This is a genomic window from Pseudomonas putida, assembly GCF_002741075.1.
Taxonomy (GTDB): Bacteria; Pseudomonadota; Gammaproteobacteria; order Pseudomonadales; family Pseudomonadaceae; genus Aquipseudomonas; species Aquipseudomonas putida_T.
Window position 1 is genome coordinate 3,111,665 of record NZ_CP016634.1, and the last position, 15,836, is coordinate 3,127,500.

A 15,836-nucleotide genomic window follows, 5' to 3' on the forward strand; every position below is an offset into this window, starting at 1 on the left:
ACGTCCATGGAGGAATGCACGGTGCAGCAACGTGGAGCAACACTGATACAAATGATGTGCGCCTTGGCGCTGGTCAGCCTTCTGGCACAGGTAGGGTTGCCGGCCTACGCCAATCTCAGCCACGACTTACACCAAGCCGCCGCAGCCCGCTATTTGGCGCAAGCATTGCGTAGCGCACGCAGCCACGCCGTGCTGCAGCAGCAAGCGGTGCAGGTACAAGCGCTGGAGGGTGATTGGGGATTGGGCTGGCGTACACACTTGGCGCACAACGGGCAATTGCTGCACGAGCAACGCCTCGTGCGCAGGCTCGAGATCGCCAGCAATGTGGACAACGAAGTGACGTTCAGCGGCCTGGGCGTTCCGCTGCGAGGGAATCGCGGATTTCTCGGGGCTACCTTGGAGATTTGCCCACGCCCGGAGCAAGCGGGTCAGTATTGGGTGGTGCTGGCACCCAGCGGCAGGGTCGACCTGCGCACCGGAACGAGGGGGTCGTCACGGTGCGCAGGCGCCTGATCAGATCAGCGAGCGAACCCGCAGTTCCTTGGGCATGGAGAAGGTGATGTTCTCTTCACGGCCATCGAGTTCTTCAGCGCCGGTGGCGCCCCAGGCACGCAGCTGTTCGATCACACCACGCACCAATACCTCGGGAGCAGAGGCTCCAGCGGTGATGCCAATGCGGGCCATGCCATCGAACCAGCCTTGTTGCAGGTCTTCGGCACCGTCGATGAGGTAGGCCGGGGTACCCATGCGTTCGGCCAGCTCGCGCAGACGGTTGGAGTTGGAACTGTTGGGGCTGCCGACCACCAGCACCACGTCACACTCATCGGCCAGTTGCTTGACGGCATCCTGGCGATTTTGCGTGGCGTAGCAAATATCGTCCTTGCGTGGGCCCCCGATATTCGGGAAGCGCGCACGCAGGGCATCGATCACACGGCTGGTGTCATCCATCGACAGGGTCGTCTGGGTCACGAAGGCCAGGTGCTCGGAGTCGCGAACCTGAAGGCTTGCGACATCGTCTTCATCCTCGACCAGATAGATCGCGCCGCCATTGCTGGCGTCGTACTGACCCATGGTGCCCTCGACTTCCGGATGCCCGGCATGGCCGATGAGGATGCACTCCTTGCCATCGCGGCTGTACTTGGCCACTTCGATATGGACCTTGGTCACCAGCGGGCAGGTGGCGTCGAACACTTTCAGTCCCCGGCCAGCAGCTTCCTGGCGCACGGCCTGGGAAACACCGTGGGCGCTGAAGATGACGATGACGTCGTCCGGCACCTGGTCGAGCTCTTCGACGAAGATGGCCCCGCGATTGCGCAGGTCCTCGACCACGAACTTGTTGTGCACCACTTCGTGACGCACGTAGATCGGCGGCCCAAAGACTTCCAGGGCGCGGTTGACGATCTCGATCGCCCGGTCGACCCCCGCGCAGAAGCCGCGAGGGTTGGCGAGTTTGATTTGCATGCTCGGCTCCAGGCTTACAGGGCCTTGACCTCGAGGATCTCTACCTCGAAGGTCAGGGTCTTGCCAGCCAGTGGGTGATTGAAATCGATGGTCACCTGGTCGTCATCGAACGCCTTGACCACGCCCGGCAGCTCGGCGTTGGCGGCATCGTTGAAGATAACCAGCAGGCCTTCGGACAATTCCATGTCAACGAACTGCGAGCGCGGCATGACCTGCACGTTCTGCGGATTCGGCTGGCCGAAGGCGTTCTCAGGGGCGATGGTCAGCGTACGCTTGTCGCCGGCCTTGAAGCCGAACAGCGCAGTCTCGAAGCCCGGCAGCAGGTTGCCGTCGCCTACCTTGAAGGTGGCAGGCGCCTTGTCGAACGTGCTGTCGACGGTGTCGCCGTTTTCCAGATGCAGCGCAAAGTGCAGGGTGACTTCAGTGTTCTGACCGATACGGGTCTCAGTCATGGACAGGTTCTCCGGACTTCTTGCTCTTGAACATATCCAGCGCCAGCATCACCGCACCAACAGTGATTGCGCTGTCGGCCAGATTGAAGGCCGGGAAATACCAACGGTTCTGCCAGTGCACCAGGATGAAATCCACCACATGGCCCAGCACGATGCGGTCGTACAGGTTACCCAGCGCACCACCCAGCACTAGCGCCAGGGCGACGGCCAGCCAAGTGTCGTTGCGGCCCAAGCGCTTGAGCCAGACCACCAGCACCGCGCTGACCACCACGGCAATCAAGGCGAACAGCCAGCGCTGCCAGCCTGAGCTATCAGCCAGGAAGCTGAATGCCGCGCCGGTGTTGTAAGCCAGGGTCCAGCTGAAGTAGTCAGGAATGACCACGATCTGCTGGTACAGCTTCAGGGCACCTTCGAAATAGACCTTGGTGGCCTGGTCCAGGACCAGGACCACCAGGCTCAGCCAGAGCCAGGCAAGGCGCCCGAAGCGCCCCGCTGCAGGATTAGGCATAGTGGCGCACCTCGCCGGAGCCGCTGAGGTTGTCTACGCAGCGACCGCAGATCTCCGGATGCTCCGGGTGGCTGCCGACGTCGGCGCGGAAGTGCCAGCAACGGCCGCACTTGGCATGGCCGGATTTGACGACTTTCAGCTTGAGGCCTTCGACTTCGGTTGTCACGGCATCGGCCGGTGCCTGGACGAACGGCACCACGCTGGCGGCGGAGGTGATCAGCACAAAGCGCAGTTCATCGCCCAGCTTGGCCAGGTCGGCGCTCAGGCCTTCCTCGGCGAACAGGGTGACTTCAGCCTGCAGGTTGCCGCCGATGGCCTTGGCCGCGCGCTGGTTCTCAAGCTCTTTGTTGACCGCTGCCTTGACCGCCATGACGCGGTCCCAGTAGGCGCGATCCAGCTCGAAGCCTTCCGGCAGCTCGGACAGCCCTTGGTACCAGGTGTTGAGCATGACCGACTCGTTGCGCTCGCCCGGCAGGTACTGCCAGATCTCGTCGGCGGTGAACGCCAGGATCGGGGCAATCCAGCGCACCAGGGCCTCGCTGATGTGGTACAGCGCGGTCTGGCAGGAGCGGCGGGCGACACTGTTGGCGCCGGTGGTGTACTGGCGGTCCTTGATGATGTCGAGGTAGAAGCCACCCAGCTCCTGGACACAGAAGTTGTGCACCTTGGAGTAGACGTTCCAGAAACGGTACTCGCTGTAGTGCTCTTCGAGCTCACGCTGCAGCAGCAGGGTGCGGTCGACGGCCCAGCGGTCCAACGCCAGCATGTCTTCGGCCGGCAGAAGGTCGCGGGCCGGGTCGAATCCGGACAGGTTGGAGAGCAGGAAGCGCGCGGTGTTGCGGATACGACGGTAGGCGTCGGCGCTGCGCTGCAGGATCTGCTCGGAGACCGCCATCTCGCCTGAATAATCGGTGGCCGAGACCCACAGACGCAGGATGTCGGCACCCAGGGTGTCGTTGACCTTCTGCGGCTCGATGGTGTTGCCCAGCGACTTGGACATCTTGCGGCCGCTTTCGTCGACGGTGAAGCCGTGGGTCAGCAGTTCGCGGTACGGCGCATGGTTGTCGATGGCGCAACCGGTCAGCAAAGACGAGTGGAACCAGCCACGATGCTGGTCCGAGCCTTCCAGGTACAGGTCGGCGCGCGGGCCGGTGGAGTGACCGATGTCGTGGGAGCCACGCAGCACGTGCCAGTGGGTGGTGCCGGAGTCGAACCAGACGTCCAGGGTGTCGGAGATCTTGTCGTACTGGCCGGCTTCATCACCGAGCAGCTCGGCAGCGTCCAGCTTGAACCACGCCTCGATGCCTTCCTTCTCGACGCGCTTGGCCACTTCTTCCATCAGCTCGACGGTGCGCGGGTGCAACTCGCCGGTTTGCTTGTCGAGGAAGAACGGAATCGGCACACCCCAGTTGCGCTGACGCGAGATGCACCAGTCCGGGCGATTGGCGATCATCGAGTGCAGACGGGCCTGGCCCCAGGATGGAACGAACTTGGTCTCTTCGATGGCCTTGAGGGCACGTTCACGCAGCGGCTCACCGGTGGTGGGCTGCTTGTCCATGCCGACGAACCACTGAGCAGTGGCGCGGTAGATCAGGGGGGTCTTGTGACGCCAGCAGTGCATGTAGCTGTGGCTGATGGTCTCGGTGTGCATCAGCGCGCCGACTTCGCTCAGCTTGTCGACGATGGCCGGGTTGGCCTTCCAGATGAACTGGCCGCCGAAGAACGGCAGCGACTCGACGTACACGCCGTTGCTTTGCACCGGGGTGAGGATGTCTTCATTGACCATGCCGTAGCGCTTGCAGGTGACGAAGTCGTCTTCACCGTAGGCGGGCGAGGAGTGAACCACGCCGGTACCGGCGCCCAGCTCGACGTAGTCGGCCAGGTAGATCGGCGACAGGCGGTCGTAGAAGGGGTGACGGAAGTTGATCAGCTCCAGTGCCGAACCCGGCGCGGTGGCGATCACCGAACCTTCCAGGCTATAGCGCTTGAGGCACGACTCGACCAGCTCCTCGGCCAGCACGAGCAGGCGCTCGCCGGTATCGACCAGGGCGTAGTTGAACTCCGGGTGGATGTTCAGCGCTTGGTTGGCCGGGATGGTCCACGGGGTAGTGGTCCAGATGACGATGGCAGCGGGCTTGGCGAGGCTTGCCAAGCCGAAGGCGGCTGCCAGCTTGTCGGCATCGGCGACCGGGAAGGCCACATCGATGGTCTGGGATTTCTTGTCGGCGTACTCGACTTCGGCTTCGGCCAGTGCCGAACCGCAATCGAAGCACCAGTTCACCGGCTTGAGGCCTTTGAACACGAAACCTTGCTTGACCATTTCGGCCAGGGCGCGGATTTCACCGGCCTCGTTGGCGAAGTTCATGGTCTTGTAGGGGTTGTCCCAGTCACCCAGCACGCCCAGGCGGATGAACTCGGTCCTCTGGCCTTCGATCTGCTCGGCGGCGTACTCGCGGCACAGCTCGCGGGTGCGGTCGGCGGTCAGGTGCTTGCCGTGGGTGACCTCGACCTTGTGCTCGATCGGCAGGCCGTGGCAGTCCCAGCCCGGTACGTAGGGCGCATCGAAGCCCGACAGGGTCTTGGAGCGGACGATCATGTCCTTGAGGATCTTGTTCAGCGCATGACCGATATGAATCTTGCCGTTGGCATAGGGCGGGCCGTCGTGCAGGACGAACTTCGGACGATCCTTGCCAATTTCGCGCAGCTTCTGGTACAGGCCAATGCTGTCCCAGCGCTGCAGGATCTGCGGTTCGCGCTGAGGCAGGCCGGCCTTCATCGGGAAGGCGGTGTCCGGAAGGTTAAGCGTGGCTTTGTAGTCGGTCATTTCAGGCTCTTCGTTAGCGGTTGAGCGTGCCAGTGGGCACGTGCGGCGGCGATGTCCGCGTCGATCGCCGACTTCAGCGCCTCCAGGGAGGCGAAACGCTGCTCCTCGCGCAGCTTCTGGTGGAACTCCACCGTCAGGCGCCGGCCATACAGATCGCCGGCGAAATCCAAAAGATGAATCTCCAGGTGGGGACGGCCATCACCGGCAACGGTAGGTCGAACCCCGATGTTGGCGACACCTGGCCAGACCTTGCCGTCGATTTCGGCACTGGTCAGGTAGACGCCGCTCAGCGGCACGCGGCGGCGCTTGAGCTGGATATTGGCGGTAGGTGTGCCGAGCTGGCGCGCCAGCTTCTGGCCGTGCAACACCCGGCCGGTGATACGGTAGGGGCGGCCCAGCAGGTGCGCGGCCAGCTCGAAATCGGCTTGGGCCAGCGCCTTACGCACTTCGGTACTGCTGACGCGCAGGCCATCCTGGATGACGGTGTTGGCCGCCTCCACACTGAAGCCATGCTGCTGCCCGGCCTCGACCAGGAAGGCGAAGTCACCGGCGCGATCGCAGCCGAAGCGGAAATCATCGCCGACCTCGAGGTGGCGCACACCCAGGCCATCGACCAGGATGGCCTTGACGAACGCGTGGGCGCTGAGCTGGCTCAGTCGGTGATTGAAGGCCAGGCACAGGACCCGGTCGATACCCTCGGCGGCCAGCAGTTCGACCTTGTCGCGCAGGCGAGCCAGGCGAGCGGGTGCGGTATCTGGGGCGAAGTATTCGCGAGGCTGGGGCTCGAAGATCACCACGCAGGTCGGCAGGCCAAGCGCCTGACCGCGCTCGCGCAGGCGCGCCAGGATTGCCTGGTGGCCACGGTGAACCCCGTCGAAGTTGCCAATGGTGGCGACACAGCCCCGGTGCTCGGGGCGCAGGTTGTGAAGACCTCGAACCAGCTGCATAACGCGCTTCTTGCTCATAAAGTGGCCGATTATAACCACACCCGGGCGCCGGTGACAGGCAGCAGCGCCAAGGGGTGGCGTGGAATGCGAAAAACCGACGCCTGACCCGCCGTCGGCCTCAGTGCAAGGCCTTGCGGGCAAAATGCCGAGGGCGGAACCCGCACAAGTACAGGCAACCGAAGTAGGTCACCACACCCGCGAGGATCAACGCCCCAAGACGCAGGAATCGTTCAGGCATGCCGCCCTGCTCCCAGGCAGGCATGTAGTGCATGCCCGCCAGCAACACACCGGACATCAGCCCCACCGCCAGCACCAATTTACACAGGAACATCGCCCAGCCCGGCTGCGGTTGGAACAGCTGCTGGCTGCGCAGCTTCCAGTACAGCAGGCCAGCATTCAGGCAAGCCCCCAGGCTGATGGCCAACGCAAGGCCCGCATGCTGCAACGGGCCGATCAAGGCCAGGTTGAGCAGCTGGGTGCAGACCAGGGTGAAGATCGCGATCTTCACAGGCGTACGGATATTCTGCTGTGCATAGAAGCCCGGGGCCAGCACCTTCACCAGAATGAGTGCCAGCAGGCCGACTGAATAGGCGATCAGGGCGCGCTGGGTCATGGCAGCATCGAACGCTGTGAACTTGCCATACTGGAACAGCGCCACTGTCAGCGGCTCGGCGAGAATGCCCAGCGCCAGGGTGCAAGGCAGCACCAGCAGGAAGCACAGGCGCAGCCCCCAATCGAGGATCCGCGAATACTCATGGCGATCACGGTTGGCGTAGGTCTTGGCCAGGGTCGGCAGCAAGATAGTGCCCAGGGCTACGCCCAGCACACCAGAAGGCAACTCCATGAGACGGTCGGCGTAGTACATCCAGGACACCGAACCCGCCACCAGGAAGGAGGCAAAGATGGTGTTGATGATCAACGAGATCTGGCTGACGGAGACCCCGAGGATCGCCGGCAGCATCTGCTTGAGCACACGCCAGACGCCAGTGTCGCGCAGGTTCAGCCGCGGCAGCACGAGCATGCCGATCTTCTTCAGAGCCGGCAGTTGATACAGCAACTGCGCCAGGCCGCCGGCCAGCACGCCCCAGGCCAGGGCCATGATGGGTGGGTCGAAGTAAGGGGTGAGCAGCACGGCGAATGCGATCATCGCGACGTTCAGCAGTGTCGGCGTGAAGGCCGGCACCGAGAAGCGGTTCCAGGTATTGAGAATCGCCCCGGCCAGCGAGGACAGCGAGATCAACAATATATAAGGGAATGTCACCCGCAGCAGAGCGGTGGTCAGTTCGTACTTCTCGACACTGTCGACAAAACCCGGCGCGGTCACCCAGACCACCCAGGGCGCGGCGAGGATCCCCAGGGCGGTGACCACAGCCAGTGCCAGGGTCAACAGGCCACTGATATAGGCGACGAAGGTGCGGGTGGCTTCCTCGCCCTGCTGAGTCTTGTACTCGGCCAGGATCGGCACGAACGCCTGCGAGAACGCGCCTTCGGCGAAGATCCGACGCAGCAGATTGGGCAACTTGAAGGCAATGAAGAAAGCATCGGTGGCGATACCGGCCCCGAAAATCCGCGCCAGGATAGTGTCGCGTATGAACCCGAGCACCCGGGAGATCATGGTGATGGAACTGACGGCGGCCAGGGATTTGAGCAGGTTCATGGAAAAATTTCACGCCAGGGACGGAGGGCGCTGCCAGAAAGCGCCCGAGTGTGCGATACTTCCGCGCCGTTGAAGGGGAAGCCAAAACTCCCGAGTTTACAGGTCGCTGCGCAGAAAGGAATCATTCCTTCACGCTCGCGAACCGCTCGGCGGAACCCTCAAGGTGGCCTTGACAACCGTTCGACTGATCGGCATGATTCGCGGCCTATTTTGTTTGCTATTTACCTAAAGTCTTTCGAGGAGCTCGACGGTGGCCAACTCACCTTCCGCCAAGAAACGTGCAAAACAGGCTGAGAAGCGTCGCAGCCACAACGCCAGCCTGCGTTCCATGGTCCGCACCTACATCAAGAATGTAGTCAAGGCCATCGACGCAAAAGACGCCGAAAAAGCGCAAGCCGCCTACACCCTGGCTGTGCCTGTTATCGACCGTATGGCCGACAAAGGCATCATCCACAAGAACAAGGCTGCTCGCCACAAAGGCCGTCTGAATGGCCACATCAAGGCGCTGAAAGAAGCTGCAGCTGCCTAAGCGATGCGCTTGTCGAAAAACCGACCCTAGGGTCGGTTTTTTATTGCCTGCAATTTGAGCACATAGAAAGGGCCGCAATGGGACCCCATCACCACGCAGCAACCTCCTGCGTTGCGATAGGGCCGCACAGCGGCCCTTTTGGCATGCCCTATTACTTGTTGCCGATCTGAATCTTCGGCGCCCACAGCAGCCATTCATCCTCAGGCTTGTCGAACAAGGCGAAGGTCTGTTGCGGCCGGGCCGGGCTGCCCATCTTGTCGCCATCGGGCGTTGCGAAGGCAATGCCGCCGTCGATGAGGGTCTCGAGGGACTCCGTCCGAACCGTGGCACCCTTGAACAGGCCCCAGTCGAAGCCAAAGCCGCTGCTGTTCCAGAACCGGCTACCACCGCGCACCAAGGCTGCGTAACGAGGCTCGATGAGAATGTGGATGAGTACGCGATCAGCTGTCTGCCCCAGCTCGAAGCCCGTCACCTTGCCCACCGCCACCTCACGATAGGTCACCGGCACGCCCGGCTTGATGGATCCCCGGCGTGGTGCACTGAGGGTCAGCGGCAAGCCGACCTCAGGCTCTGTCATCTCGGGGGCCTCGGGCAGGGCGATGAAGTCGCGCTGTGGCCCTTTGGATTTCAAGGCCGGTAGCACTTCCAGATAGAGCCCGCCCACCAAGGTGTCGAGGTTTTCGGTACGCACCAGGCCAAAGGCCGGTTTGACCACCCAGAAACGGGTACCGGCTCGGGCAATGCGATCTTGGGCACCGGTAATGCGTGCGCGCAGCAGCACAGCCTGCAGGTCGGACGTCAGGTCGACGCTCTCCACGCTGCCCACCTCCAGACCACGGAAACGGATCGGCGTACCCGGTTTGAGGCCATCGGCGCGATCCACACGAATGGTGATCAGGGTACCGGCGCGATCTGCAGCCTCCTGGTTGTCGTGCAGGCGGAACCGTGGAATGCGTCGCTTCAACGGCACATCGGCCTTCGGCGTATCGAACGCCACACCGCCAGCCATGAGCGTCTGCAGCGACTCGCTCTTGACCTTGATCCCTGAAAGGTCGCCGGACAAGGTGATGCCACTGGCATTCCAGAAGCGCGAAGAACCGTTGACGAGGTGGGCGTACTCCTTCTCGATATGCACACCAATCAGGATACGCTTGCTGTTGCGAGCAAACTGGTAACTCTGCACGCTACCGACCTTGACCTGGCGATACATCACCGGGCTGCCAACCTCCAGCGAGCCCAGGTTATCGGCAAACAGCACCATATGCAGGCCTGGTGCTTTCAGGTCCAAGGGTGGCGCCTTCGGCCGCGCCTCGAATTCACGCTGCGGCTTGGCGCCCTTCTCGCCTGGGCGTATGGCGATATAGTTGCCTTTGACCAATGCTTCCAGGCCGGTGATACCAGCCAGCGAAATGGAAGGCTTGACCACCCAGAACTGCGTCCCTTCGACCAAGTAGTCTTCGGCCAGCGGGTCAAGGGTCAATTCGGCGGTGGCGCTGGTCAGGTCGTCCGCGATTTTCATTGTCTTCAGCGATCCCACCTGAATGCCTTTGTACATGACTGGGGTGCGCCCAGCCTGCAGGCCTTCGTAGTCGGTCAGCTTGACCTTGATGCGGATACCCGCCTGGGCAGCATCGAAGTCCTCGTACAGGCGGAAAGGCAGACTGGGATCGGTGGGTGGGCTGTCCTTCCGGTACTCAGGGGTGGCGAAGGCAATCCCCCCAGCGACGATACTGGCAAGGGATTCGCTGCGCACTTTCACGCCCGACAGATCCGCATCGATGCTGATGCCACTGGCGTTCCAGAAGCGCGTGTGCTTACGCACCAGGTTAGCGTAGGCAGGCTCGATGAATACCTTGATCTCGACAGTGTCCTGGTCTTCCGAAAGGCGATAGCTCTTCACTCGGCCGACTTGGATCTGCTTGTAGAAAATGGGGCTGTCGCGATTGAGCGAGCCCAGGCGATCCGCCTTGAGGGTCAGGTGCAGGCCAGGTTCACTGTCGGACAATGGGGGCGCCTCGGAGAGGGCGGTAAAGCGCTTGGTCTTTTCCCCTCCCCCCGGACTGACGGCAATGTAGTTGCCTGAAACCAGGGTTTCCAGGCCTGTGATCCCTGCCAGGCTGACGCTTGGCTTGACTAACCAGAAACGTGTCCCCGTGGTCAGGTGAGGCTCGGCCTCCTTCCTCATCTCGATGGTGGCGATAACGCCCGTATTGCTTCCTTTGGCATCGAGCACCAACGTCTTCACCTTGCCGACGGACATGCCTTTGTAGATGACTTCGGTCTTGTTGGCGACGATGCCTTCACCGGACAGGAAACGAACCTGGATATCCACTCCTGAATCACGATAGGCCTGCCAAGCCAGCCAGCCGCCAATCAGTAGGGCAATCAGCGGCAAAATCCATATCGCCGACCAGTTCGAAGCTGGGCGGGTTTTAGCCGTAGGCATGTCACTCATGGTCGTTATCCGACTCCGTGTTATCCCAAATCAGTCGGGGATCGAAAGTTAAGGCTGCGAGCATCGTCAAAATCACCACTGAGGCAAAGGCGACGGCGCCCAGGTTGGCTTCGACGCTGGCAATACGGCCGAAATTCACCACCGCCACAAGGATGGCGATGACGAAAATATCCAGCATGGACCAGCGGCCAATGAATTCGATGAAGCGGTACATCAGGATCCGCTGACGCGCCGACAGCGGTTGGTGGCGTTGCACCGAGTACAGCAACAGCCCGATACCCACCAGCTTGAAGGTGGGCACCAGGATACTGGCAATGAACACCACGGCGGCGATCGGAAACATGCCGTGTTTGAGCAGGGTGATAACGCCAGACATGATAGTGTCCGGACTGCCCTGACCCAGCGCGCTTACCGTCATGATCGGCAGCACGTTGGCGGGCACATAGAGAATGGAAGCGGTGATCAGCAGCGCCCAAGTGCGCACGATGCTGTTGGGCCGCCGCGCATGCACGATGGCCCCACAACGAGTACAGGACTGCGTATCGCTGTCGACCACCTGCCGATTCAATTCATGACACTCATTGCAGACCAGGATGCCTGCATCAATCGCCCGCATGCTCATCCTCCCCCGACAGCGCACTCCAGATCTGATGTGGCGACATCACTACCTCCAGCCATACCTGGACCAATAACAGACTGATGAAACAGAACAGGCCCAGGCCTATGGTCAGTTCCGCGAGGTCGACCAGCTTGACGATGGCAACCAGGACGCCCATGAAGTAGACCTCCAGCATGCCCCAATCACGCAGGTGGTGATAAATACGATAGAAGAGCAATCCATAGCTTTGCCCGATATTCAGGCGAACGCTCAGCAGAACCAGTAACTGGCAGAACAGCTTGAGCAAGGGGATCGCCATGCTGCACAGGAATACGACGACGGCAACGCCGCGCATGTTCGAGTTGAATAGCCCCAGCACGCCACTCCAGACGGTGTCGTCCGAAGTCTGGCCGAGCAGGTGCAACTGCATGATGGGTAGAAAGTTGGCGGGCACGTAGAGCAGCAAGGCCGTCAATACCAATGCCAGGCTGCGATTGACCACGTTGTGGCGATGGGCATAAAGCTCATAGCCGCAGCGTGGGCAATGGGCCTTTTCGTCATTCTGCAACGCCGGCTTGCGCATCAGCAGGTCGCATTCGTGACAAGCCACAAGCTTATCCAGCGGCAAATGGGCCAGCGCTTCGGAGTCGACAGGATTAGGCATATCGAAAGTCTGAATAGATGAATGGACGCTATTCTAGTGCTCTGACTCAAATTGTGGGAGATGATGGCCATAGGGATGGCCCGGGATGCCTGACCGCCAGCTAGAGGAGCGTAGCGGTCGGAGACAGAAAAGACAAAACCCCTACCTGCTCACGCAGATAGGGGTTTTGCGAAATGAATCTTGACGATGACCTACTCTCACATGGGGAAGCCCCACACTACCATCGGCGATGCATCGTTTCACTGCTGAGTTCGGGATGGGATCAGGTGGTTCCAATGCTCTATGGTCGTCAAGAAATTCGGTTGCCGAAATGTCTCGTGAACACTCCAGCCAATTCGGATATGTGATCTTTGTGGTTGCGAACTTTCGGTTCTTTCGTCTTCACCACCGCAATCTGCAGAAGCAAATTGCTTGGGTGTTATATGGTCAAGCCTCACGGGCAATTAGTATCGGTTAGCTCAACGCCTCACAGCGCTTACACACCCGACCTATCAACGTCGTAGTCTTCGACGGCCCTTTAGGGGATTCAAGATCCCAGTGAGATCTCATCTTGAGGCAAGTTTCCCGCTTAGATGCTTTCAGCGGTTATCTCTTCCGAACATAGCTACCCGGCAATGCCACTGGCGTGACAACCGGAACACCAGAGGTTCGTCCACTCCGGTCCTCTCGTACTAGGAGCAGCCCCTCTCAAATCTCAAACGTCCACGGCAGATAGGGACCGAACTGTCTCACGACGTTCTAAACCCAGCTCGCGTACCACTTTAAATGGCGAACAGCCATACCCTTGGGACCGGCTTCAGCCCCAGGATGTGATGAGCCGACATCGAGGTGCCAAACACCGCCGTCGATATGAACTCTTGGGCGGTATCAGCCTGTTATCCCCGGAGTACCTTTTATCCGTTGAGCGATGGCCCTTCCATACAGAACCACCGGATCACTAAGACCTACTTTCGTACCTGCTCGACGTGTGGGTCTCGCAGTCAAGCGCGCTTTTGCCTTTATACTCTACGACCGATTTCCGACCGGTCTGAGCGCACCTTCGTACTCCTCCGTTACTCTTTGGGAGGAGACCGCCCCAGTCAAACTACCCACCATACACTGTCCTCGATCCGGATCACGGACCTGAGTTAGAACCTCAAGGTTGCCAGGGTGGTATTTCAAGGATGGCTCCATGAGAACTGGCGTCCCCACTTCAAAGCCTCCCACCTATCCTACACAAGCAAGCTCAAAGTCCAGTGCAAAGCTATAGTAAAGGTTCACGGGGTCTTTCCGTCTAGCCGCGGATACACTGCATCTTCACAGCGATTTCAATTTCACTGAGTCTCGGGTGGAGACAGCGCCGCCATCGTTACGCCATTCGTGCAGGTCGGAACTTACCCGACAAGGAATTTCGCTACCTTAGGACCGTTATAGTTACGGCCGCCGTTTACCGGGGCTTCGATCAAGAGCTTCGCTTGCGCTAACCCCATCAATTAACCTTCCGGCACCGGGCAGGCGTCACACCCTATACGTCCACTTTCGTGTTTGCAGAGTGCTGTGTTTTTAATAAACAGTCGCAGCGGCCTGGTATCTTCGACCGGCATGGGCTTACGGAGCAAGTCCTTCACCCTCGCCGGCGCACCTTCTCCCGAAGTTACGGTGCCATTTTGCCTAGTTCCTTCACCCGAGTTCTCTCAAGCGCCTTGGTATTCTCTACCCGACCACCTGTGTCGGTTTGGGGTACGGTTCCCAGTTATCTGAAGCTTAGGAGCTTTTCTTGGAAGCATGGCATCAACCACTTCGTCGCCTTAAGGCAACTCGTCATCAGCTCTCGGCCTTGAAATCCCGGATTTGCCTAAGATTTCAGCCTACCACCTTAAACTTGGACAACCAACGCCAAGCTGGCCTAGCCTTCTCCGTCCCTCCATCGCAATAACTGGAAGTACAGGAATATTAACCTGTTTTCCATCGACTACGCTTTTCAGCCTCGCCTTAGGGACCGACTAACCCTGCGTCGATTAACGTTGCGCAGGAAACCTTGGTCTTTCGGCGTGCGAGTTTTTCACTCGCATTGTCGTTACTCATGTCAGCATTCGCACTTCTGATACCTCCAGCAAGCTTCTCAACTCACCTTCACAGGCTTACAGAACGCTCCTCTACCGCATCACCTAAGTGATACCCGTAGCTTCGGTGCATGGTTTGAGCCCCGTTACATCTTCCGCGCAGGCCGACTCGACTAGTGAGCTATTACGCTTTCTTTAAAGGATGGCTGCTTCTAAGCCAACCTCCTAGCTGTCTAAGCCTTCCCACATCGTTTCCCACTTAACCATGACTTTGGGACCTTAGCTGACGGTCTGGGTTGTTTCCCTTTTCACGACGGACGTTAGCACCCGCCGTGTGTCTCCCATGCTCGGCACTTCCAGGTATTCGGAGTTTGCATCGGTTTGGTAAGTCGGGATGACCCCCTAGCCGAAACAGTGCTCTACCCCCTGGAGTGATACATGAGGCGCTACCTAAATAGCTTTCGAGGAGAACCAGCTATCTCCGAGCTTGATTAGCCTTTCACTCCGATCCACAGGTCATCCGCTAACTTTTCAACGGTAGTCGGTTCGGTCCTCCAGTCAGTGTTACCTAACCTTCAACCTGCCCATGGATAGATCGCCCGGTTTCGGGTCTATACCCAGCGACTAAACGCCCTATTAAGACTCGCTTTCGCTACGCCTCCCCTATTCGGTTAAGCTCGCCACTGAATATAAGTCGCTGACCCATTATACAAAAGGTACGCAGTCACCTAACAAAGTAGGCTCCCACTGCTTGTACGCATACGGTTTCAGGTTCTATTTCACTCCCCTCTCCGGGGTTCTTTTCGCCTTTCCCTCACGGTACTGGTTCACTATCGGTCAGTCAGTAGTATTTAGCCTTGGAGGATGGTCCCCCCATGTTCAGACAAAGTTTCTCGTGCTCCGTCCTACTCGATTTCATTGACAAGAGATTTTCGTGTACGGGGCTATCACCCACTATGGCCGCACTTTCCAGAGCGTTCCACTAATCTCAAACCAACTTAAGGGCTGGTCCCCGTTCGCTCGCCACTACTAAGGGAATCTCGGTTGATTTCTTTTCCTCAGGGTACTTAGATGTTTCAGTTCCCCTGGTTCGCCTCTTGCACCTATGTATTCAGTGCAAGATACCTAGGTTATCCTAGGTGGGTTCCCCCATTCAGAGATCTCTGGATCACAGTCTGTTTGCCGACTCCCCAAAGCTTATCGCAGGCTACCACGTCTTTCATCGCCTCTGACTGCCAAGGCATCCACCGTATGCGCTTCTTCACTTGACCATATAACCCCAAGCAATCTGGTTATACTGTGAAGACGACATTCGCCGAAAATTCGCATGTTGCTCAGTTACGAGCAGAACTCACAAATTTTACCTTAGCCTGATGGCCCACCAGTGAAAGTGGTCATCAGTCTATCTATCACATATCCGAATTTTTAAAGAACGATCTGACAAAAGTCAGAAATCAACATTCACACCGGAATGTTCATTTCTAAGTTCTGCAGGTAACGGCAAGTGGTGGAGCCAAGCGGGATCGAACCGCTGACCTCCTGCGTGCAAGGCAGGCGCTCTCCCAGCTGAGCTATGGCCCCGTAGTCATCTGCACCAAGCTAATGGTAGGTCTGGGCAGATTTGAACTGCCGACCTCACCCTTATCAGGGGTGCGCTCTAACCAACTGAGCTACAGACCTATAACAGGGTCGCGTTACA

The 15,836-nt window shown here is 59.4% G+C and carries 11 protein-coding genes, 2 tRNA genes and 2 rRNA genes; 2 read left to right on the top strand and 13 right to left on the bottom strand.

All coding sequences use genetic code 11. The features are described from left to right. Positions 1-21: 21 nt before the first annotated feature. The gene (locus IEC33019_RS14665; RefSeq protein ID WP_070093370.1) at positions 22-513 is read left to right on the top strand and encodes a GspH/FimT family pseudopilin; all 492 of its coding nucleotides are present in this window, start codon (positions 22-24) and stop codon (positions 511-513) included. Here IEC33019_RS14665 and ispH read toward each other — a convergent pair whose 3' ends face one another. The 6 genes from ispH to murJ all read right to left on the bottom strand — a co-directional run bounded on the left by ispH (position 514) and on the right by murJ (position 7,849). Then, entirely contained in the window at positions 514-1,461 is a 948-nt protein-coding gene (gene ispH / locus IEC33019_RS14670) for a 4-hydroxy-3-methylbut-2-enyl diphosphate reductase (RefSeq protein ID WP_070093371.1), read from the bottom strand. It abuts the gene before it with no gap. Between the two features lie 14 nt (positions 1,462-1,475). After that, positions 1,476-1,913, bottom strand: a complete 438-nt coding sequence (fkpB, locus tag IEC33019_RS14675; protein ID WP_070093372.1) for an FKBP-type peptidyl-prolyl cis-trans isomerase — start codon at positions 1,911-1,913, stop codon at positions 1,476-1,478. Then, positions 1,906-2,421, bottom strand: a complete 516-nt coding sequence (lspA, locus tag IEC33019_RS14680) for a signal peptidase II (protein WP_070093373.1) — start codon at positions 2,419-2,421, stop codon at positions 1,906-1,908. Before lspA ends, fkpB begins: the two co-directional genes overlap by 8 nt. After that, a complete protein-coding gene (gene ileS, locus IEC33019_RS14685; protein WP_070093374.1) occupies positions 2,414-5,245 on the bottom strand; it encodes an isoleucine--tRNA ligase in 2,832 nt (943 codons plus the stop codon). The genes lspA and ileS overlap by 8 nt, the downstream gene beginning before the upstream one ends. Further along, the gene (ribF, locus tag IEC33019_RS14690) at positions 5,242-6,192 is read right to left on the bottom strand and encodes a bifunctional riboflavin kinase/FAD synthetase (protein ID WP_070093375.1); all 951 of its coding nucleotides are present in this window, start codon (positions 6,190-6,192) and stop codon (positions 5,242-5,244) included. Before ribF ends, ileS begins: the two co-directional genes overlap by 4 nt. 118 nt (positions 6,193-6,310) lie before the next feature. Beyond that, positions 6,311-7,849: a murein biosynthesis integral membrane protein MurJ gene (gene murJ, locus IEC33019_RS14695; protein ID WP_070093376.1), complete on the bottom strand. Its 1,539-nt coding sequence runs from the start codon at positions 7,847-7,849 to the stop codon at positions 6,311-6,313. A gap of 250 nt (positions 7,850-8,099) precedes the next feature. Here murJ and rpsT point away from each other — a divergent pair, with 250 nt between their 5' ends. Next, complete coding sequence (gene rpsT / locus IEC33019_RS14700) at positions 8,100-8,378, top strand: 30S ribosomal protein S20 (protein WP_010220592.1); 279 nt, start codon at positions 8,100-8,102, stop codon at positions 8,376-8,378. 151 nt (positions 8,379-8,529) lie between these two features. Here the strand turns inward: rpsT and IEC33019_RS14705 are convergent, their stop codons facing one another. The 7 genes from IEC33019_RS14705 to IEC33019_RS14735 all read right to left on the bottom strand — a co-directional run bounded on the left by IEC33019_RS14705 (position 8,530) and on the right by IEC33019_RS14735 (position 15,817). Next, a complete protein-coding gene (locus IEC33019_RS14705; RefSeq protein ID WP_070093377.1) occupies positions 8,530-10,833 on the bottom strand; it encodes a PqiB family protein in 2,304 nt (767 codons plus the stop codon). Beyond that, the gene (locus tag IEC33019_RS14710; protein WP_070093381.1) at positions 10,826-11,449 is read right to left on the bottom strand and encodes a paraquat-inducible protein A; all 624 of its coding nucleotides are present in this window, start codon (positions 11,447-11,449) and stop codon (positions 10,826-10,828) included. Before IEC33019_RS14710 ends, IEC33019_RS14705 begins: the two co-directional genes overlap by 8 nt. Further along, on the bottom strand, positions 11,436-12,095 hold the full coding sequence (locus IEC33019_RS14715; RefSeq protein ID WP_070093378.1) for a paraquat-inducible protein A: 660 nt from the start codon (positions 12,093-12,095) through the stop codon (positions 11,436-11,438). Before IEC33019_RS14715 ends, IEC33019_RS14710 begins: the two co-directional genes overlap by 14 nt. A gap of 178 nt (positions 12,096-12,273) precedes the next feature. After that, positions 12,274-12,389 (bottom strand): 5S ribosomal RNA (rrf, locus tag IEC33019_RS14720). 128 nt (positions 12,390-12,517) lie between these two features. Then, positions 12,518-15,408: ribosomal RNA gene (locus tag IEC33019_RS14725) — 23S ribosomal RNA — on the bottom strand. 234 nt (positions 15,409-15,642) lie between these two features. Beyond that, a tRNA-Ala gene (locus IEC33019_RS14730) sits at positions 15,643-15,718 on the bottom strand. Positions 15,719-15,740: 22 nt separating this feature from the next. Next, positions 15,741-15,817: transfer RNA gene (locus IEC33019_RS14735), tRNA-Ile, on the bottom strand. Between the last annotated feature and the right edge of the window lie 19 nt (positions 15,818-15,836).